Source organism: Bacillus methanolicus MGA3 (assembly GCF_000724485.1).
Lineage (GTDB): Bacteria > Bacillota > Bacilli > Bacillales > Cytobacillaceae > Bacillus_Z > Bacillus_Z methanolicus_A.
In genome coordinates, this window is the sequence record NZ_CP007739.1 from 210,418 (window position 1) to 230,146 (window position 19,729).

The window sequence follows — 19,729 nt, forward strand, 5'->3', positions numbered from 1 at the left end:
ATGCCAGATCGGTAAGAATTAAAAAAGCACACCGGATGTCGGTGTGCCGATACAACCGCATCAGACAAATGGATAGTTCATCATAGCAAACGCCATGACAGTTCTGCACCTGTTCGGATACAGCCCCAGCTGCCATAACCAGAGAAATTATGGCGCTTCGGCGGTGGTTCCTTTCAATTGCTTCATCGAGTTTCTCTGACTCTCGGACAATTTACTAATAAACACCGCGACCTCTACCTCATCTTGAGCTGATGAGGAATCATTATTCAACTACACGAATTAGAATACAGGCTTGGCTATAGAAAGTCAATGAAAAAAGTATCCATAAAAGCCAAGCACTGTTACTAGAATGTTTTACACGAATAAAACCAATATATATTGTTATCAAAAAGAGTCAGTCCTTTATGAGTTAGCCTCCGCACTACACTAAAGTATGAAAGCTTGATAAAATTGTGGTAAGTTTAAATGAAATACGGAGAAGAGGGTGTTTTTTATGTGCGGACGGTTTTCTTTGGCGGAAGATATTCATCGTTTACAGATGCAGTTTCAGTTTGAGTACGAAGGAGAATATATTCCAAGATATAATATTGCGCCAAGCCAGAATATATTAACGGTAATACAGGGAAGTCAAGGAAGGGTTGGGAAGCAACTGCGCTGGGGGCTGATTCCATTCTGGGCCAAAGATGAAAAGATCGGCTATAAACTTATCAATGCAAGAGCAGAAACGCTGGATGAAAAAGCAAGCTTTAAAAATCCTCTAAAAAAACGAAGATGTTTAATCTTAGCCGACGGCTTTTATGAATGGAAAAAAGATGGGAAAATAAAACAGCCTTACAGATTTGTCCTAAAAAATAGGGAGCCGTTTGCATTCGCGGGATTATGGGACCGCTGGGAAAAAGGGAACGAAACCATCTATTCATGCACGATTATCACAACCCGGCCAAATGAGTTAACAGAAAAGGTTCACGATCGAATGCCAGTTATCTTGACGCCGGAAAATCAGGCTGCCTGGCTAGATCAAAATATTGAAGATACGGAGTACTTGAAATCCCTCCTTGTTCCATATGATGCCGAAGAAATGGAAGCATATGAAATTTCAACATTAATTAACTCTCCAAAAAATGAAACAAAGGAAGTCATTGCTCCACTTAAATAAAAAAGCGCTGAATCTCAGCGCTCAAATATTGTTTAATCCCCTAAATAGTTTTTCACAATAAATGGTTGATGAACATAGAGGCAAGCCCAAAATACGTACTGAGCGAGAATATATCGTTTAATGTTGTAATAAGCGGGCCTGAAGCCACAGCAGGGTCAATTTTGAATCGATATAAGATTAAAGGGATAATCGTTCCGGCTAAAGTTCCGATAATAAGAGTAAGAAACAGTGAACAGCCGACAACCAATCCTAAAATAGCATTGCCTTGCCAGATAAAAGCGATCAGCGAAATTAAAACGCCGCATATGATGCCAATGATAAATCCTACTCCGAGTTCACGAATAATCAAACGGATGATGACTTTTTTATTAATGTCATTCGAGATTAAGCCTCTTACGACAACGGCAAGTGACTGTGTTCCGGTATTACCGGTCATTCCAGCAATCATGGGCATAAAAAAAGCAAGGGCTACTACCTTTTGAAGCGTTTCTTCAAAGCCGCTAATGATCTTGCCTGAAACAAGCCCTATAAACAAAAGCAATATTAACCAAGGAAGGCGGCGAAAAGCTGCTATGAAAGCTTTCGTCTCAAAATCAATTGATTTCCCAGAAGCCGAAAGCTTTTCTATATCCTCATTGGCTTCTTTAATGAAAACGTCAATGATATCATCGACAGTGACAATTCCTATTAAAATGTTTTCATCGTTTACAACAGGCATGGCTAAAAAGTCATACCGTTCGATAAGTCGTGCAACTTCCTCCTGGTCGGTCGTAACATTGACCGAAATGACTCGTTCGTACATAATGTTGCGGATAATCTCATCAGGTTCAGCGAGAAGCAAGTCCCGGTAAGATACGACTCCGACAAGTTTTCGTTCTTGGTCGACTACGTATAAATAGTTAATTGTTTCTGCAAATTCGGCAAATACTTTAAGTTTTTCAACGGCCTCTTTTACTGTATAATAATTTCTAATCCAAACAAACCGGTTTGTCATTAAGCGTCCGGCTGTTTCAGGAGGGTATTTCATAATATCCTGGACAATTTTTGATTCTTCCTGTTTCATTCCGGCTAGTAAGCCTGAAATTTTTTCGGGTGACAGGTCATCTAAAAGAGAAGCAAGATCATCGTTATCCATTAAATCGAGAACCTTTCCGGTTTTCTCGATGCCAAGTTTATTTAAAACTTCGATTTGTTTTTCTCTGTTCAATTCTTCTATTAAATCAGCAAGCTGGTCGATTTTTAAATAAAGTAAAAAACGTGTTTTATGCTTCTCCGGCAGATTTTCATATAACTGAGCAATATCGTATGGCTGTAGTTCGTCCATTATATCTTCGAAAACTTTCTTCTTGTTTTCTTTCAAAGATTTGATGATATGAAGAGTAATTTGATCCTCTGTTATGTTTTTAATCATGCTTTTCACGCTCCTTCCGCCGGTCTTTCTGCTTCCAAGATTATTATAAGTAATTTATCTTTTATTGGAAACGAAAGTATAAGAATAACATTAAGAAAATTTTCGAGAACGACTTATCTACAGTTTATGAGCACAATAGGTATTGGCTTACGCTTTTAAAAAGAATAGGCATGGATACAGTAATTTTTTTGAAAACAAGACAAATGATCAAAGATATTTTTTTCAATTTTTGATAAAATAGTAACTATATTTATTGATCGTTTTATATAGACAGTGTTTCCAGTGGAGTCGTCTTTTTCTCGCAAGGAGACAGCAATCCGCTTTTTTTTATCAATAAAATAAAACAGAATTTTTCCGGAAAAATATAGATTTTCAAACGCTCGGAGGTTTCGCCAGTGAGAAAGCACAATCAAGAGTTTCGGGATCTTATTTATGTTCATTTAAATGAAAGTGACCATTATGTTATCACGTATGGAATCGAGTTTTTTGAATTTGCCCGTTCACTTTCAGATTCAATGAACAATTTGTTATTGCTGAAACACAACTTTGATGATGGGGAATTTAACATGCATACACATCTAGATTATGTTCCCCGTGAGAGACTGGAAAAGCTAGTAAAGGATGATGTTTACGGATATGGAGATTTCTGCTGGATCGACTTTGACGAAGTCGAAAACCTTGACGAGCTGTCAGGAATTGAGATTGCTGAACTCTTATACCTTGGCCATCTTAAGCAGCATTTAAAGCCGCCGTTTTATAACCATCTCGGCAATCTATTTGCTTACCTTGCTCAAGATGATGGATGGTTTAATAAAACATATTATCGCCATTTACACCATTTTTACCGGATGCTTGGTGATGTTATTTCCATGAAACTGAATCATTTGAAAATTGATAAGACCCTTTTGGGAATCAAGAAAAAACGCTCGTATCCTCCTGTAACAAAAGAACTTTTGATGTCGTTGTCAGGGTTTATGAAGGAAGGTGCTGTTTTGTCATTGAAAAATCTTGTAAAAAACCGAAACCGCTTGGAAATTCCTATTTGGGCAATTGGAGATTTTGACAATATGGATGATATGTATGAAGAATATGAAAAAGTAAATAAGCAAAAAAGTGATGCAAAACTTGTCTTTGATAAGAAAATAAGAGAATGGCAGCTTTTTGCGACATAAAAGTGAAGGAAGGGGCCAGATCCCTCCATTACAACATAAACACGAATCAAGCCATCTTAATTTATTATGAAAAAATTTTACGTCTCTCATTACAAATTGTGTATAATGATTTTTGACGGAAAATTTCATACATATTTGGAACAGGTGTCTTAATTTTTAAGACTTAAAAGGGAAGTTGGTGAAAATCCAACGCGGTCCCGCCACTGTAAATGGGAACGAGCTGCGTTCAGCCACTGTACAAAGTTTGTATGGGAAGGTGCAGCAAGTGATGACCATAAGCCAGGAGACCTGCCTGTTCCTTGAGCACCGAGTACCTACGAGGATAGGGAGGTGTGGGAAGGCCTTTATCATGTCTTTTTTGCTTTTTTGAATAATCGGCCAGTACTGCATCTCCATGACTTTTTTGGAGATGCTTTTTTATTTGATTAAATTAGGAGGAGAAATACATGAAAAAACTGTTTTCATTATTTTTAGCAATGCTGCTTGCAGCAGGTATCCTTGCCGGATGTGGCGGAGCAGAAAAACCTGTTAAAGACATTTCTTCAAATGAACCGAAGAAAGAACTAAAATCAGAAACTGAATTTCCGGTTAAGATTAAAGATGCAACTGGCAAAGAGGTTGTCATAGAATCAAAACCGGAAAGAATTGTGTCGCTTATTCCGAGCAATACTGAAATTGCGTTTGCCTTAGGATTGGGGAAAGAAATCGTTGGAGTATCTGATAATGATAATTATCCGAAAGAGGTAACAAAGAAGGAGAAAATTGGCGGCATGCAAATAAATGTTGAAAAAGTTATTTCGTTAAAACCGAACCTGGTTCTTGCCCACCCATCAATCGCTCAAAGTTCTAAGGAAGGCTTGCAGCAGTTAAAAGATGCCGGGATTCCTGTTCTCGTTGTAAATGATGCGCAAAATTTTGAACAAGTATACGAGTCGATTAAAATGATTGGCACTGCAACAGGTGAAAAGGATGAAGCAGAGAAAATCATACAAAATATGAAAGAACGAATTGCAAAAGTAAAAGAAAAAGCTTCTAAAATCGAAGAGAGCAAACAAAAGACCGTATATGTTGAAGTATCACCTGCTCCCGAAATTTATACACCGGGAAAAAACACGTTTATGAATGAAATGCTCTCGATTATCAATGCAAAAAATGTTTTTGGGGATTTAGAAGGATGGGCAAAAATTGATCAAGAAGCCGTGATTAAAAAAAATCCTGATGTGATTGTGACAACATATGGTTTTTATGTTAAAGACCCTGTCGGAAACGTGACAAGCCGCAAGGGCTGGGAAAATATCAAAGCCGTAAAAAATAAACAAGTAGTTGATGTCAATTCTGATCTGGTTTCCCGTCCTGGTCCGCGTCTTGCCGAAGGAGTAGAGGAACTTGCGAAAGCTGTATATCCAGAAATTTTTGCTAAATAACAAAATTATTGCATATTTTATTGCAATCATATTTTTCCTTTCGGCAATACTGACTGGAATTGCGTTCGGGACTGTTTATGTCCCGGTTTTTTCGATCATTAAAATTATTGGTGCTGAAATTTTCCGTTTTTCACCAATTGATTCTATTGATCCGATGTATTCAAATATTGTGATGAATATCCGTCTGCCGCGAGTTCTCCTGGCTGGTCTTGTAGGGGCATCTCTTGCGATTGCAGGAGCTGCCTTTCAAGGTCTTTTGCGCAATCCGCTTGCTGACCCCTATACCCTTGGTGTGTCTTCGGGTGCTTCTGTTGGAGCGGTAATCGCATTGTTTTTTCAAATCACGCTTCCAATTGCCGGTATGTATACGCTGCCGATGTTAAGTATTACAGCCTCCATTATCACTGTCTTTCTTGTGCTGCTTTTTGCCCAAAAGATTGAACGATCCATGAAAGTAGAAACACTTATTTTAACAGGCATCATTTTCAGCTCGTTTCTAGGTTCACTTATTTCCTTAATGATCGCACTGACTGGTGAAGAGCTTCGGCAAATCATCGGATGGATATTGGGCAGTGTATCAATGCGAGGCTGGGAATACATCAAAATCATTTTGCCATTTTTTATTATTGGTTCATGCTTGCTGATCATGACTACGAAAGAATTGAATGCACTGTCCTTCGGAGAGGAACGGGCGCAGCATTTAGGTGTTAATGTTCATCGTCGAAAACTGCTTATTATGATTTCAGGATCGATTCTTACCGGTGCGGCTGTGGCTGTTTCGGGTACAATTGGGTTTGTCGGGCTGGTAGTTCCACACTTTGTTAGACAATTGTGGGGTCCTGATCATCGTCACTTGTTGCCTTTGTCGATGATTATAGGCGGAGGTTTTTTAATTCTTGCCGACCTTGTTTCACGGACGATTATTGCGCCATCCGAACTTCCAATCGGCGTGATTACATCCTTAATAGGAGCTCCGATGTTTGCTGTCATTTTGTTGAGAAGAAGGGAAAGAAGTGGGTAATATGTTAACAATCAGGAATCTTTCCGGCGGATATGGCGGTCAGAATATTATAAAAGGCATTTCCTTTTCGGTTAGGAAAGGAGAATTATTTGGCATTCTCGGCCCAAATGGCAGCGGGAAAACAACCTTATTAAAAATCATAAGCGGTATTTTGCCGTATGAAGAGGGAGACATTTCCATTAAAGGAAGGCAGTTATCTTCGTTTTCCCCTAAAGAGCTTGCAAAAGTAATCGCCGTATTGCCTCAACATACCGGACAGGCTTTTTCCTATACGGTAAAAGAAACAGTCTCTCTTGGAAGATATGCGCATCAAAAGGGCTGGTTTCATACGTGGACGAGCGAAGATGAGGCCATTGTCCGGACTGTTATGGAGCAGACGGGAATAAGCCAATTTCATGATCAGCAAATTCATCAGCTTTCCGGAGGAGAACGTCAAAGGGTATTTTTGGCCCAGGCTCTTGCCCAAGAGCCGGAAATACTTCTCCTTGATGAACCGACTAACCACCTTGATTTGTCTTATCAAAAAGAATTTCTTGATTTATTAAAGTGTTGGACGAAGGAACGCGAACTAACGGTTATCTCGATTTTCCATGATTTGAACCTTGCAAGCTTGTATTGCGACCGCTTAATGCTCTTGAGCAAGGGGAAGATCAGTATTAACGATAATCCTAATGAAGTATTAAAAGAAGAGCGAATTCGGGAAGTTTATCATACAGCGATCCAAAAGCAGCCTCATCCGAAAGTGGCCAAGCCGCAAATGGTCCTGCTTCCGGATTATCAAGAAGAAGAACAAGTACCATTTCAGGTTGATGAACGATTTTTGACTATTTCAAAGGAATTCATTGGGCTTTTTTCACCGATCCCTCTCAGAACGATGTCTTCAGGGGTGACTGGTTCGGGAACTGGCTGGCATAGAACGTTCATAAACAGGCATGTCAGTCAAAATTATGATTGCAGTAACCACCGGAGAGAAATGAGAGATTTTTTAAAGCAAAACGGTTTTGAACCGGTAGATACGGTTGGAATGATGACAGCTGTCAATCTCGAAGATGCCGTATATCAGCTGTTCAGGGGCGACGGTTTTTCTGTTTTTGTTGTGATTACCGCAGGTGCAGGCAATGCAGTGGATGTATCAAGAAGCAAAGAGCACCAAGTGATAACCATTCCCGGAACGATCAATACATGGATTTTTGTGAATGGAAATATGACGGAAGAGGCTTTTATCCAAGGAATTATGACTGCAACGGAAGCAAAAGTTAAGGTTTTACATGACATGGAGATTTACGATCCAATAACAGGAACGCTGGCAACCGGAACCTCGACTGACAGCATCTTAATTGCTGCTACCCAACAAGGGCGATTATTGGACTACGCCGGTTCGATTACTCCACTCGGAAAGCTGATCGGCAAGGGAGTTTATGAGTGTATGACAGAAGCAATTCACAAGTACCAAAAGAGGAAAAAACAATGATCATTCACCACTTGGCGGCTATTATCCTTGCATTTTTCCTTGATTTGATAATCGGTGATCCTCCGGGGTGGCCACACCCGGTAAAGTGGATGGGTGCTTTGATTGCTTTTTTTGACAAAAAATTAAATAAGGGCAATCATCGCCGGGCTAAAGGGGTTGTCATGCTTATTTCCGTGCTTGTTATTGTGATGGGAGCAACAGGCTTAAGCGTGTATGCTGTCTACCAGATTCATCCTTTGGCAGGCGTCATCTGGGAAGGTGTTCTCATCTCTACTGCAGTTGCACAAAAAAGTTTAAAGGAAGCAGCACTGGATGTTTACGAACCATTACAAAAAGGTGAAATAGCCGAAGCCAGGGTGAAATTGTCTTATATTGTTGGTAGAGACACGGATCATTTGCCGGAAAGAGAGATTGTTAGAGGAACAGTTGAAACGGTCGCAGAAAATACAAGCGACGGAGTTACGGCACCGCTGTTTTGGGGATTTCTTGGCGGGGGAGTGTTCGCCCTTGCCTATCGTGCAGTCAATACATGCGACTCCATGGTCGGATACCGCAATCAAAAATACGAAAGATTTGGTTTTGCGTCGGCAAAACTGGATGATTTACTAAACTGGCTCCCGAGCAGACTGACAGCTATAGCAATGTTTTTAAGCATGAAACCGAGGAAAGTAAGCCGGAAGCAGGCGGTTTCCATCGTTTTGCGTGATGCTAAGAAACATCCGAGTCCTAACAGCGGCTGGGGAGAGGCGGCTGCGGCTGCTATCATTGGCGTTCAGCTCGGGGGAACAAATTATTATGACGGTGTTGTTTCTCACAGAGCAAAAATGGGTGACCCAATATTTAAGCTTCAGGCAATTCATATCATCGATTCTATCAGACTTATGAAAAGATCAGCTTTCTTATTTTTATTGTTATTGCTGCTTGGAGGGGTGGCAATTGAAATGGCCATTGCATGGTTCTAATCCGCAATATTTATATCAATCAATGGGAATTCCTCTTCCGGACCATTATATCGATTTTAGCGCCAACATTAATCCTCTTGGTCCGCCTCTTTCGTTAAAAGAAAAATGGGGACAGGCCTTTGAGTTGATCAACGATTATCCTGATCCAAAAGCTTATAAATTTTCTCTTAAAGCAGCTGAAAAGGAAGGCCTGCCAATGAACTGGATCCTTCCGGGCAATGGAGGATCGGAACTCATCGCTCTGATTGCCAGAATGATTGCCGGCAAAAGAGTATTAATTGTTCAACCTGCCTTTTCTGAATATGAGGAAGCATGCAAAGCAAATGGCTGTCAGATCGGATATCATGTTCTTGAAGAGGGAAAGTGGGAGCTTAAGAGCGACAGTCTTATTCAAAAACTTGATCATTATGATGCTCTTTTTCTTTGCAATCCAAATAATCCAACAGGAAAATCTTTTTCCAGATCCGCCATTTCCCATGTTCTAGAAGAATCTTCCACAAGAAATTGTTTTGTGATCATTGACGAAGCTTTTTATGATTTTACTGAAGAAGTGCACTCCTTTGCTTCCTATATTCCTATCTATCCTAACTTAATGATTCTTCGGTCGATGACAAAAATGTACAGTATACCGGGAATAAGACTTGGGTACGTGATTGCTCGCCCGCCTGTTCTTGAGAAAATGGCTTCTTTCCAGCCTCACTGGAGCGTCAATGCTATTGCTTTAATGGCTGGGGAAGAATGCTTAAAAGCAGTTGAGCACGAGCAGAATACGAGGCAATATATTGGCAAGCAGCGTTCTCGTTTAGTGAAATTTTTTCAGGAAAAGGGCTATGAAGTCTCCAATTCTAGCGTGAATTTTTATCTATTACGAGACCCAAATCATATAGATCAGCTTCCTCTTATCCAATTTTTGCTTGAGAATGGGATTGTTCCGAGGCATACTTATCATTTTCCGGGCCTGGAAGGCAGCTGGATACGGCTGGCGATAAAACGTAAGAAAGAAAATGACCGGTTAATGGAGGTATTAGCGAAATGGCGCACGGTGCAATAACGTTTATTACTGGCGGAGTTCGGAGCGGGAAGAGTTCGTTTGCTGAGAAAATGGCTGTTGCGATTGCGGAAAAAAACGGCGGAGATCTTTACTATATCGCATGTGGGCGTTCTTCAGATCTGGAAATGAGTGAACGGATAAAAAGGCACAAAATCTATCGGGAGAACAGCTCGATCCCATGGAATACTTTAGAATTTGCAACGAATATTCAGCAGGCATGTTCTTATTTTAGTGAACATTCTGTCGTTTTGCTTGATTGTTTAACGACATTATTAAATAATGAGCTTTTTTCAAATAGAGAGTCATGGGAACGGTCTGATATCCAGGAGGAAGTGAAAAGGTCAATTAAAAAAGGGATTTTGGAAATTCAAAAGGCATGCAGCCATTTGCTTATTGTCAGCAATGAAGTGCTGAATGAACAGATTGATGAAAGTCTTGTAGTGTTTACATATGGAAAAATTCTCGGCCAGCTTCATCAATGGCTCGTGCAGCAATCGAGTACAGCTTATTTGCTTGAAGCTGGCATTCCCCGGCTGATGAAAGGAGAACAGGCACATGAAAGGCATTATGATTCAAGGGACAGCTTCTGATGTCGGAAAAAGTTTGATCACGACCGCAATTTGCAGGATTCTCGCAAAGGAAGGATACAAAGTTGCTCCTTTTAAATCACAAAATATGTCCAATAATTCTTATGTCACGATGGACGGTAAAGAAATTGGCCGTGCCCAAGGGCTTCAAGCGGAAGCAGCCGGGACAGAGGCGACGGTCTGGATGAATCCGATTTTATTAAAACCGAGGTTCGAGCATCAATCTGAAGTGGTTTTATTGGGCCGGCCGTTTACAACAGTTTCCGGCAATGCATACCGAGATTCTTTTTATCAAATAGGATTGGAAACGATCGAAACTGCGTTAAAAAAACTGCAAGAGGAATATGAACTGATCGTAATTGAAGGAGCGGGAAGCCCGGCGGAAATCAACTTAAAAGACAGAGAACTTGTGAATATGAAAGTTGCGGAACTTGCCGATGTACCCGTTGTTTTAGTGGCTGATATTGACCGGGGCGGAGTGTTTGCCAGTATCGTCGGAACATTGGAGCTTTTGGAAGAAGAGGAACGGAGCCGAGTAAAGGGCGTGATTATTAATAAATTTCGCGGCGATCCCGAGTTGTTTCAAGATGGCATCAAGTGGCTTGAGGAACGAACGGGGATTCCGGTTCTTGGGGTTCTTCCCTATTTGGACCGGCATATGATAGAAGGAGAAGATTCTCTTTCCCTTTCTGATCGGTTTTCAAAACGCCGGCAAAAAAGCATTGATATTGCTGTTATCAAACTTCCTTATCTTTCAAACTACAGTGATATTGAACCGTTTTTATATGAAGAGGATGTTTCGGTTCGCTGGGTCAGTGGCCCGGAACGATTTGGTATGCCTGATGCTGTGATCATTCCCGGCACGAAAAGCTCGATTGGAGATTTGCGATACCTTAAAGATAAGGGACTGGCTGAAGCAATTAAGAAATACATAGGCGATGGAGGGACAATTGTTGGCATTTGCGGCGGATATCAAATGCTAACCCGAATGCTTATTGACGAGGCAGGGTCCGATACAGGGAAAGCTGGAATAAGTGAAGAAGGTCTCGGAATTATTCCGGGAATTACATTTTTTTACAGAGAAAAGCTGACGATTCGAACGAAGGGAACGGTTCATCCTGATATCGGTATGGGAGAAATTCCGGTACAAGGCTATGAAATTCACCTTGGAAAAACTGAAATTGACCCGTCTGTTAAGAGAAGCCCGTTTTTATTGCTTGAGAACGGCGAAGAAGAGGGGTATTGCAGAGACGATGGCACGATCATTGGCACATATTTGCACCATCTTTTTCATAATGATCAATGGCGGAGCAAATGGCTGAATCGATTGAGGAAAAGAAAAGGGCTTTCCGTTCGTAAGCCCGTTTTTATTGGAGAGCTAAAGGATGAAAAATATGAGGAATTGGCTGCCAGCATAAAGCCGTTTTTAAACTGGGAGAAAATGAAAAATATTATTTTCATGGGAGCGGGCAGTGAATGATAAAAGGCTTCTTGATTAACCTGCAATTTTTCACGTCTATTCCTGTTCCGCTAAAGCTTCCAATGGATAAATTGCATTTGAAAAAAGCGATTCAAACTTTTCCTTTATTAGGAATTTTTCAAGGCTGTGTTTTTTCGCTATTATTGTATCTATTACAATACTATACTCCTTTTTCTGATCTTGCTGATGCTTTTTTTCTTTGGCTAGTGACCATTATTCTCACAGGCGGGATTCATCTCGACGGTTGGATTGATGCTAGTGACGCATATTTTTCATTTCGGGATAGAGAGAAGCGGCTTGAAATTATGAAGGACCCGCGGACAGGAGCATTCGGAGTAATTTCGGTTATCGTCCTGCTAGGCAGCAAATTTTTGTTTATATACGAAATCACCCTACAGGCCAATTTGATATCGATTTTTTTAATCATGTATATTCCTTTTTTAGGAAAAAGCGCAATGGGTTATTTTCTTACCGGCTTGCCGTCAGCGAAAAAAGAAGGACTAGCCTTTTTCTTTCAGCAAGCAGCGGATATCCGATCATTATGGATATACCCATTGTATCTGCTGTTTTTTCTCTGGCTGGCTTTTCTTTTAAATACTAGGCTTTTTCTTTTTTCTGCTGTAATGCTATTTTCTGCAGTTGTTGTTGTTATTTTTTTGAAGAATAAAATAATGAAATGGTTTGGCGGAGTAACAGGAGATGTGTTAGGGTCCGCTGTGGAAGGAGTGGAACTTTTATTATGGGCAATTCTGTGGTTATTGCACTATTTCGCCATGGCTTAACGGCATATAATCAGAGAAAAGCGATTATCGGCTGGTCCGATTTCCGGCTTAGTCATGACGGCCGCATGCGGTTAAAGGAAATAAAGGATAAACTGCCGGAGTATGAGAAAGTGTTTAGCAGCGATTTACAAAGATGTATGGAAACTGCTAGACTGCTGTTTCCTGAAGCCGATCCAATTCTCATTCCCGAACTGCGTGAACTGAATTTTGGAAAATGGGAAGGAAAAACTCACCAAGAACTTGAGAAGGATGGTGTTTATCAAAGTTGGTTAGAGGATTATTTTTCTGTCCGGCCGCCTGAAGGTGAATTATTTCCCGAGTTTGCTGATAGAGTCGAGCGCGGTTGGATCAAGTTGAAGGAGGAAATATTACAAGACGGTGTGAACAGAGCTATTGCCGTGACACACGGCGGAGTAATTAAGTATTTGCTGTCCAAGTTCGCTCCTAATGAGCAGCCTTTTTGGGAATGGAAGGTGAAGCACGGGCATGGCTATGAATTGGAATGGGAGAAAAATGCCTTTAGGAGGGGGGAACGGTGCACTTTATTACGGGAGGTGCTTTTAATGGAAAAGCAAAATGGGTAAGGAGCTTTTATAAAATTAAAGAGAGAGATGACGTAATATGGATTTCCGCTTATAAACATCAAGCGCTTCCAATGATGCTCCATGATTTCGGAAAAGATTTGGTTGTCCTGGAGGGAGCGGAACAATGGGTTAGAGAAATCTCGGTCCGGTCGGATTTGAAGGGTTTCCGTGAAGAATGGAAGAATGTATTAAGGAATTGGCATCTTTGGGAAACAGAAAGCCCGGAACGGACACTCGTTATTATCGGAGCGGATATTACAAAAGGGATTGTACCGGTTAAAAAGGAGCATCGAAACTGGCGGGATTGTACTGGTTGGGCTTTCCAAGATATTGTTGGCCTTGCTGACCGCGTGGACCTTATTTGGTATGGAATTGGTCAAAGACTTAAATAGGGAGGAAATGAAATTGAGAATTTATACACGTACAGGTGATAAAGGACAAACGAGTTTAATTGGCGGCCGAGTAGATAAAGATGATATCAGGGTAGAAGCATATGGAACTGTTGATGAAGTGAATTGTTATGTCGGCCAGGCTATGACAGAACTAGATCCTAGTGTTTTCAAGGACGTTTTAGAAGATCTTGAAAAAATTCAACACGAGCTTTTTGACTGTGGCGGAGACCTTGCCAATATTTCCTCTAGGAGGCAATTAAAGCTTACAACTGAAGCTATTGAGTATCTTGAAAAAAGAATTGACGAGTTCACCGAGGAAGCACCGAAGCTCGAGAAATTTATCCTCCCTGGCGGAACAAAGCCTTCTGCGTCAATCCATATAGCCAGGACAGTAACCCGTCGGGCTGAAAGACTGATTGTAAAACTGAAGAAGAAAGATCCGGAAGTGCCGGAGCTTACATTGAAATATATGAACCGTCTTTCCGATTATTTTTTCGCCCTCGCGAGAATCGTGAATTTTCGTCTTGGTGTAAAAGATGTCGAATACATTAGAAGTGCGAATGTATTTCGGGAAGGGAAGCGGAAGGAGGAAAAATAATGTTCGGCAGAAATATTGGTTTGGCAGCTCTGTTTATTGCTTTGTCGGTCGTTGGTGCCTCTATTAAAATACCGGCTGTCATCGGTAGTATCGCCCTTGATTCTTTTCCTGCACTTTTGGCTTCTGTACTTTTAGGCGGTGGAGCAGGTGCAGTGATAGCTGCCGCTGGGCATATTTTGTCTGCATTGCTCGGTGGAATGCCGTTAGGTTCTTTTCATTTTCTTGTTGCGCTTGAAATGGCGGTTCTTGTATGGGTATTTGGAAACATTTATCGAGCGGGATCCAGGAAAATGGCAGGTTTTCTTTTTTTAGTTGGCAACGCTTTTCTTGCTCCCCTGCCTTTTCTTTTTATAATGGGAAAAGAATTCTTTTTTGCGATCCTTCCTTCGCTATTCGTAGGATCTTTGTTTAATATAGCAGTTGCATTGTTGATGATTCCTCGTCTCGTTTGGTTAAAGCGCAGCAAAACAGACTCTTTGGAGGCAAACCGATGAGAGATGTTGCGATCGTCGCGATAAATGAAAACGAGTCTCTAGTGATTGCAGCTGATAACAGCGGCGGTATTGGGATGAAAAATAGTGATCATGTGAAAGTCCCTTATGACATTCTCTCCTATTATTCTTTTCGGGTCGCGGTGATGGAGTGCATGGCTGCCGGAGCAAAACCTGTTTCGGTTGCGATGCAAAATTTTTGTGGGGATGACGCCTGGCCGCTGCTTAAGGCTGGAGTGGAAAGAGGACTTTATGAATTGGGAATCGATGGGATTTCAGTAACGGGAAGTACCGAAAGTAATTTTTCCCTCCTTCAATCGGCTCTCGGCATAGTTGTAGTGGGACGGAAGGCGAGGGATAACTCTCTTGATGAGTTGCCGGGGAAAGTGAATGTGGCGGTTATCGGGTTTCCACTCGTAGGAGAAGAAGTCATTAACTATCAGGAAAATGTTGCACCTCTTTCGCTGTTCAATTGGTTTTGTAAACAGAAGGAAGTGGAGGCAGTTTTGCCAGTAGGTTCAAAAGGGATCATGTACGAGCTTCAACAGCTTTTTCATGGCCAGGAAATAGAAGAAAAACAAGTTTCTTGCAGTTTGGATCTCTTGAAATCTTCCGGTCCGGCAACATGCTTTCTTGTTGCTTACCGGCCCGAAGTTGAAGAAAAATTGCGCAGGAAAGCCGGAGAACTGTTTCATCCTGTTAAATTAATAGACTAATAATTATGGTTGGCAGGAAAACAAGGTATTTTTATAGAATATCTTGGCATAAAAAAATAAAAGGATGAAGAACATGCTAACTTTGTATATCACACGGCACGGTGAAACGGAATGGAATGTAGAAAAAAGAATGCAGGGCAGGTTGGACTCGAATTTAACGGATAAAGGAAAGCTGCATGCACAATTACTTGGTAAGAGACTTGAAAATACGGAATTTGCGGCCATCATTACAAGTCCGAGTGGAAGAACAGTCCAAACGGCAGAACTTATAAAGGGAGACCGGCCTATTCCAATTGTAAAAGATACAAGATTGATGGAAATTCACTTTGGAAGCTGGGAAGGAAAAACTCATGATGAGATTAAGGAAATGGATGCTCATCAATTTGATTGTTTTTGGAACAATCCGCACCTGTACCAAAATTCAGAAGGCGAAAGTTTTCAAGACATCCAGGACAGGGTAATAGCTGTCTTGAAGGATATAGAAAAAACGTATTCTTCCGGAAATGTGCTGATTGTCACTCATGCTGTTGTTATTAAAACAATGTACATGGTGATGAAACAACTTCCCCTTGAGGAGTTTTGGGCACCGCCATTCATTCATGGAACGAGTTTGACGATTGTGGAACTGAACGATGGGAAAAAGAGATTTTTATTAGAGGGTGACCTCGCCCATGTACAGCAGGAAGCTCATTTATAACAGGCACTGGTTTATACGGAGGCTGACTCAAAAGCAAAGGGTCAGACCCCTCCAAAACAATATAAAATCATTCTATCTATTTGTTATAGTTGGAGAGCGTCAAGACCCTTGTGTGCCAGCCTTTTTGCTATGAGCCGAGCCATCTCCTCATTTCCTTGAGAACTTTAAAAATCGATACCTCCATAACAATGAAAAGGTAGTTGCCATTTAAATTTTTTGAAATGGAGAGACTATAGTTGATAATAAAATTTATTCAATGTTCCGTTTTTCCTGATAGAAAAGAAGCTTTTCATCGCGGCCAGCTAGCATGGCATACTCTTCATGAGGCACCCGGTTTTGTCTGCCAATTTGGCGGATGGGGAGTGGTCAATGCTTTTACAGCAAAAATATTTGCCATTTGGCAAACAAGGCAAGCATATGAAAATTTTATGAAGCACATTCATGATGAAATTTTTCTAGTATCTGGCCAAAAAGGCACTTATAAAAATATTGATGTAAAAATTTTTGAATTGGAAATCAACCTGACGGAAATTAGTTCAGTTCTTAATAGTAATAATAAACCAGTTTTTTTCGCAGTGAATGGAAATTCCCTGTACTTAAAAACCGAACCTTGCATCAATTCAGAAGCATTTACTATTGAAAAATCATGGAGCATTTTCGGGGATAATTTTTCTAGATTGATATAATTTCGTTTGCATGATCGAAAGAATATCAGCCCCGGGGATTTTATGAGCCTATGAGTAAATATTTGGGCCCCTTCGCATCAAACATTTAAGTTTTTTAAAGCTTTAACCTCAAAATCGACTCCACAGCCTCGTATAAAGAATCCGCCTGAAGATCTGCACTTGTCGAACTTGACCCTATAAAAACCGTTTTGCAGCCTGCTTTTTGCCAGCTTCAATATCTCTTTCGTGATCGCCAACCATGATGCTTTTTTTCAAATCAATATTATATTTAACTCACCTCTTTAACGGCTCACCGTATTGAGGGTCTGGCCCGCGAATAAAGCAAGCTGTGGGTTTCATAGGTATAGAAAATAGGTGGAATGAATGTGAAAAATTTTATAAGAAACATTTTGTTATCTCTCCCTTTCTTTTCTTTGAAAGTGTTAAAATAAAATAGTGTGTGATTCAACAAAATGGAGGTTCAATCATGAAAACAAAAATTGGTTTGTTATATGGCGGAAAATCCGCTGAACATAAAGTGTCCATGCAAACAGCAATGGCTGTTATCAAAGCTCTAGATCTTGAAAAATTTGATATTTATCCAATTTACATAACCGAAGAAGGTCAATGGATTAAGGGTCCGCAGCTTACTGGACCCGTGGAAAATGTCAAAGAGCTTGAGTTTAAGAAGGAAGATCCTCAAGCGAATGCTCCTTTAGCTCCAAGCGTTTTTCAGGCTGATGCATCAGAAAAGCAGGAGCCTCTTGATGTGATTTTTCCGTTGTTGCACGGTCCAAATGGAGAAGACGGAACAGTGCAGGGGCTGCTTGAACTATTAAATCTCCCATACGTTGGAAACGGTGTTCTTGCTTCGGCTGCAGGCATGGACAAAGTCATTATGAAAAATATTTTTGCTCAAGCAGGGCTTTCCCAAGTTAACTATGTTTGGTTTATCCGAAGCGAGTGGGAAAAAGCAAAAGAACAAGCGTATGAGAAAGTGGAAAAAGAACTAGGCTATCCTTGTTTTGTAAAACCTGCAAACCTTGGATCAAGCGTCGGAATCAACAAAGCAACAAACAGAAGCGAGCTTGAAGCAGCTTTCCAAGAAGCGTTCCAATTCGACCGGAAAATCATAATTGAAGAGGGCGTGACGGCAAGAGAAATTGAAATCGGTGTACTGGGGAATGACGAGCCGGAATGTTCGGTTGCCGGCGAAATCGTTCCGAAGAAAGAATTTTATGACTACAAAGCCAAATATGAAGACGGCGATACTGCTCTCATTATCCCGGCAGATTTAACGGAGGAAGAATACGCTAAACTAAAAGAAATGGCAATTAAAGCTTTTAAAGCATTAGATTGTTCAGGCCTTGTCAGAGCAGACTTTTTCTTAACAAAAGATGGAAAATTATACATCAATGAGGTAAACACGATGCCGGGATTCACCCCTTTCAGTATGTTCCCGCTCCTCTGGAAACACTCTGGAATTGAATATCCTGAGCTAATTGAACGCCTTGTCAAACTGGCAAAAGAAAGGCATGCTGAAAAACAAAATATTAAACATACACTATAACACCAGGACACGGCGATAATGCCGTGTCATTCCTTTTCACCATAAAAAGGAAAGAAGGGAGTAGACAATGATTCAAAAAACGATCAAACAAATAAAAGAAATGATTAAGGTCGAAAACGATCTATCTAATTTTGAAAACATAGAGATTAATGGTGTTGCCATTGATTCCCGGAAAATTAAAATAGGAAATCTGTTTATTCCTTTCAAAGGGGAGAATACAGACGGGCACCGTTTTGTAGAAGATGCAATCAAGAAAGGTGCAGCTGCTGCACTTTGGCAAAAAGATGTACCAAATCCGCCGCTCGATTTGCCTGTTTTGATTGTTGAAGATACATTAAGAGCGCTGCAGGAGCTGGCACGAAGCTACCGCAATGAATTAAATATTAAGATTGTTGGAATTACCGGCAGCAATGGGAAGACGACTACAAAGGACATGACGGCCAACTTGCTTTCCATAAAATATAAAGTTCAAAAAACAGAAGGTAATTTTAACAACCATATCGGACTTCCGTTGACGGTCTTAAGCTTAAAACCAGATACGGAAATGGCCGTTCTCGAGATGGGCATGAGCGGCCGGGGCGAAATTGAATTTCTGACAAAACTTGCCCGACCAAATGCAGTCATCATCACTAATATCGGAGAGTCCCATCTTCTAGATCTCGGATCAAGAGAAGCCATTGCCGACGCCAAATTAGAAATCATTAAGGGCCTTGAGGACGGCGGATTAATCGTTTATCACGGAGATGAACCGCTCTTGAAAGAGCGATTGGAAAATTTTGATGGAAATGCGGTTTTAAAAACATTCGGAAGAAGCGAAAGGAATAACTTGTATCCGATTGAAATCCAACAAAGTGACAAGGGAAACGAGTTTAAAATTAATGCATCTCCTGAGGTTTTCTCGTTGCCGGTTCTCGGCACTCATAATGTGTTAAATGCCCTTGCAGCGATGCTGGCAGCTGAATATTTCGGCATTCCATTTGAAAAAATGAACGAAGGATTTTCAAACTTAAAGCTGACCAATATGCGCATGGAAATTGTTGAAGGAAAAAATGGCGAGAAAATCATCAATGACGCTTATAATGCCAGCCCAACTTCCATGAATGCTGCTGTTGAGCTCGTTTCGAATCTTTCCGGTTATAAAAACAAAATATTAGTACTCGGCGATATGCTTGAGCTCGGTCCGCAAGAAGAGCAATTCCATTACAATGTTGGAGCCAATTTAGATCCGGAAAAAGTTGATTTTGTATTTACGTATGGAAAGCTCGGCAGCCATATTGCAGAAGGTGCCAAAACGGTTCTTCCGGAAAAAAGAGTATTTGCCTTCTTTGATAAAAATTCGTTAATAAATGAATTAACGAAACACACAAACAATGAGACGTTAATACTAGTGAAAGCATCGAGAGGGATGAAGTTAGAGGACGTTGTATTAGCATTACAAAAGAAAGAACAATAAAACTCTGTATTAATAGAAATCCCTGTTTCATGTGAAACGGGGATTT

Annotated in this window: 20 protein-coding genes and 2 riboswitches; of the genes, 19 read left to right on the forward strand and 1 reads right to left on the reverse strand. The window is 40.7% G+C overall.

What is annotated here, in order from left to right; genetic code table 11:
* Positions 1–65: 65 nt before the first annotated feature.
* Positions 66–244: riboswitch (Lysine riboswitch) on the reverse strand.
* 249 nt (positions 245–493) lie between these two features.
* Positions 494–1,156 (forward strand): SOS response-associated peptidase, encoded by a 663-nt coding sequence (locus BMMGA3_RS01155; protein ID WP_003348490.1) that lies wholly within the window; start codon positions 494–496, stop codon positions 1,154–1,156.
* 52 nt (positions 1,157–1,208) lie between these two features.
* Here BMMGA3_RS01155 and mgtE read toward each other — a convergent pair whose 3' ends face one another.
* The gene (gene mgtE, locus BMMGA3_RS01160; protein ID WP_003348488.1) at positions 1,209–2,567 is read right to left on the reverse strand and encodes a magnesium transporter; all 1,359 of its coding nucleotides are present in this window, start codon (positions 2,565–2,567) and stop codon (positions 1,209–1,211) included.
* A gap of 395 nt (positions 2,568–2,962) precedes the next feature.
* Between mgtE and BMMGA3_RS01165 the strand changes: the two genes are divergently transcribed.
* The 18 genes from BMMGA3_RS01165 (at position 2,963) to BMMGA3_RS01250 (ending at position 19,683) form a co-directional block, all read left to right on the forward strand.
* Positions 2,963–3,739, forward strand: a complete 777-nt coding sequence (locus BMMGA3_RS01165) for a hypothetical protein (protein ID WP_003348484.1) — start codon at positions 2,963–2,965, stop codon at positions 3,737–3,739.
* Positions 3,740–3,864: 125 nt separating this feature from the next.
* Positions 3,865–4,050: riboswitch (cobalamin riboswitch) on the forward strand.
* Between the two features lie 135 nt (positions 4,051–4,185).
* On the forward strand, positions 4,186–5,163 hold the full coding sequence (locus BMMGA3_RS01170; RefSeq protein WP_003348480.1) for an ABC transporter substrate-binding protein: 978 nt from the start codon (positions 4,186–4,188) through the stop codon (positions 5,161–5,163).
* Complete coding sequence (locus BMMGA3_RS01175) at positions 5,126–6,184, forward strand: FecCD family ABC transporter permease (protein ID WP_003348478.1); 1,059 nt, start codon at positions 5,126–5,128, stop codon at positions 6,182–6,184. Before BMMGA3_RS01170 ends, BMMGA3_RS01175 begins: the two co-directional genes overlap by 38 nt.
* Position 6,185: 1 nt before the next feature.
* A complete protein-coding gene (locus BMMGA3_RS01180) occupies positions 6,186–7,655 on the forward strand; it encodes a heme ABC transporter ATP-binding protein (protein ID WP_034669473.1) in 1,470 nt (489 codons plus the stop codon).
* On the forward strand, positions 7,652–8,617 hold the full coding sequence (gene cbiB, locus BMMGA3_RS01185) for an adenosylcobinamide-phosphate synthase CbiB (RefSeq protein ID WP_003348475.1): 966 nt from the start codon (positions 7,652–7,654) through the stop codon (positions 8,615–8,617). Before BMMGA3_RS01180 ends, cbiB begins: the two co-directional genes overlap by 4 nt.
* Positions 8,592–9,668: a threonine-phosphate decarboxylase CobD gene (gene cobD / locus BMMGA3_RS01190; RefSeq protein ID WP_003348473.1), complete on the forward strand. Its 1,077-nt coding sequence runs from the start codon at positions 8,592–8,594 to the stop codon at positions 9,666–9,668. Before cbiB ends, cobD begins: the two co-directional genes overlap by 26 nt.
* Positions 9,650–10,258, forward strand: a complete 609-nt coding sequence (locus tag BMMGA3_RS01195; RefSeq protein ID WP_003348471.1) for a bifunctional adenosylcobinamide kinase/adenosylcobinamide-phosphate guanylyltransferase — start codon at positions 9,650–9,652, stop codon at positions 10,256–10,258. Before cobD ends, BMMGA3_RS01195 begins: the two co-directional genes overlap by 19 nt.
* Positions 10,224–11,735 (forward strand): cobyric acid synthase, encoded by a 1,512-nt coding sequence (locus tag BMMGA3_RS01200; RefSeq protein WP_003348469.1) that lies wholly within the window; start codon positions 10,224–10,226, stop codon positions 11,733–11,735. Before BMMGA3_RS01195 ends, BMMGA3_RS01200 begins: the two co-directional genes overlap by 35 nt.
* A complete protein-coding gene (gene cobS, locus BMMGA3_RS01205) occupies positions 11,732–12,517 on the forward strand; it encodes an adenosylcobinamide-GDP ribazoletransferase (protein WP_003348467.1) in 786 nt (261 codons plus the stop codon). Before BMMGA3_RS01200 ends, cobS begins: the two co-directional genes overlap by 4 nt.
* Positions 12,475–13,101 carry a histidine phosphatase family protein gene (locus BMMGA3_RS01210; RefSeq protein ID WP_003348465.1) on the forward strand — a complete coding sequence of 209 codons (627 nt, stop codon included), beginning with the start codon at positions 12,475–12,477 and terminating at the stop codon, positions 13,099–13,101. Before cobS ends, BMMGA3_RS01210 begins: the two co-directional genes overlap by 43 nt.
* Positions 13,053–13,493, forward strand: coding sequence for a bifunctional adenosylcobinamide kinase/adenosylcobinamide-phosphate guanylyltransferase (locus BMMGA3_RS01215; protein WP_003348464.1), 441 nt, complete (start codon positions 13,053–13,055; stop codon positions 13,491–13,493). Before BMMGA3_RS01210 ends, BMMGA3_RS01215 begins: the two co-directional genes overlap by 49 nt.
* A gap of 13 nt (positions 13,494–13,506) precedes the next feature.
* A complete protein-coding gene (locus BMMGA3_RS01220; protein ID WP_003348463.1) occupies positions 13,507–14,091 on the forward strand; it encodes a cob(I)yrinic acid a,c-diamide adenosyltransferase in 585 nt (194 codons plus the stop codon).
* Positions 14,091–14,585, forward strand: a complete 495-nt coding sequence (locus tag BMMGA3_RS01225) for an ECF transporter S component (RefSeq protein WP_003348462.1) — start codon at positions 14,091–14,093, stop codon at positions 14,583–14,585. The genes BMMGA3_RS01220 and BMMGA3_RS01225 overlap by 1 nt, the downstream gene beginning before the upstream one ends.
* Complete coding sequence (locus tag BMMGA3_RS01230; RefSeq protein WP_003348461.1) at positions 14,582–15,298, forward strand: hypothetical protein; 717 nt, start codon at positions 14,582–14,584, stop codon at positions 15,296–15,298. The genes BMMGA3_RS01225 and BMMGA3_RS01230 overlap by 4 nt, the downstream gene beginning before the upstream one ends.
* Positions 15,299–15,371: 73 nt before the next feature.
* Positions 15,372–15,995 carry a histidine phosphatase family protein gene (locus tag BMMGA3_RS01235; RefSeq protein ID WP_003348460.1) on the forward strand — a complete coding sequence of 208 codons (624 nt, stop codon included), beginning with the start codon at positions 15,372–15,374 and terminating at the stop codon, positions 15,993–15,995.
* Positions 15,996–16,231: 236 nt separating this feature from the next.
* Complete coding sequence (locus BMMGA3_RS16655) at positions 16,232–16,681, forward strand: DUF4937 domain-containing protein (RefSeq protein WP_003348459.1); 450 nt, start codon at positions 16,232–16,234, stop codon at positions 16,679–16,681.
* A gap of 466 nt (positions 16,682–17,147) precedes the next feature.
* On the forward strand, positions 17,148–18,230 hold the full coding sequence (locus BMMGA3_RS01245; protein ID WP_003348458.1) for a D-alanine--D-alanine ligase: 1,083 nt from the start codon (positions 17,148–17,150) through the stop codon (positions 18,228–18,230).
* 67 nt (positions 18,231–18,297) lie between these two features.
* On the forward strand, positions 18,298–19,683 hold the full coding sequence (locus BMMGA3_RS01250) for a UDP-N-acetylmuramoyl-tripeptide--D-alanyl-D-alanine ligase (RefSeq protein ID WP_003348456.1): 1,386 nt from the start codon (positions 18,298–18,300) through the stop codon (positions 19,681–19,683).
* Positions 19,684–19,729: the final 46 nt, after the last annotated feature.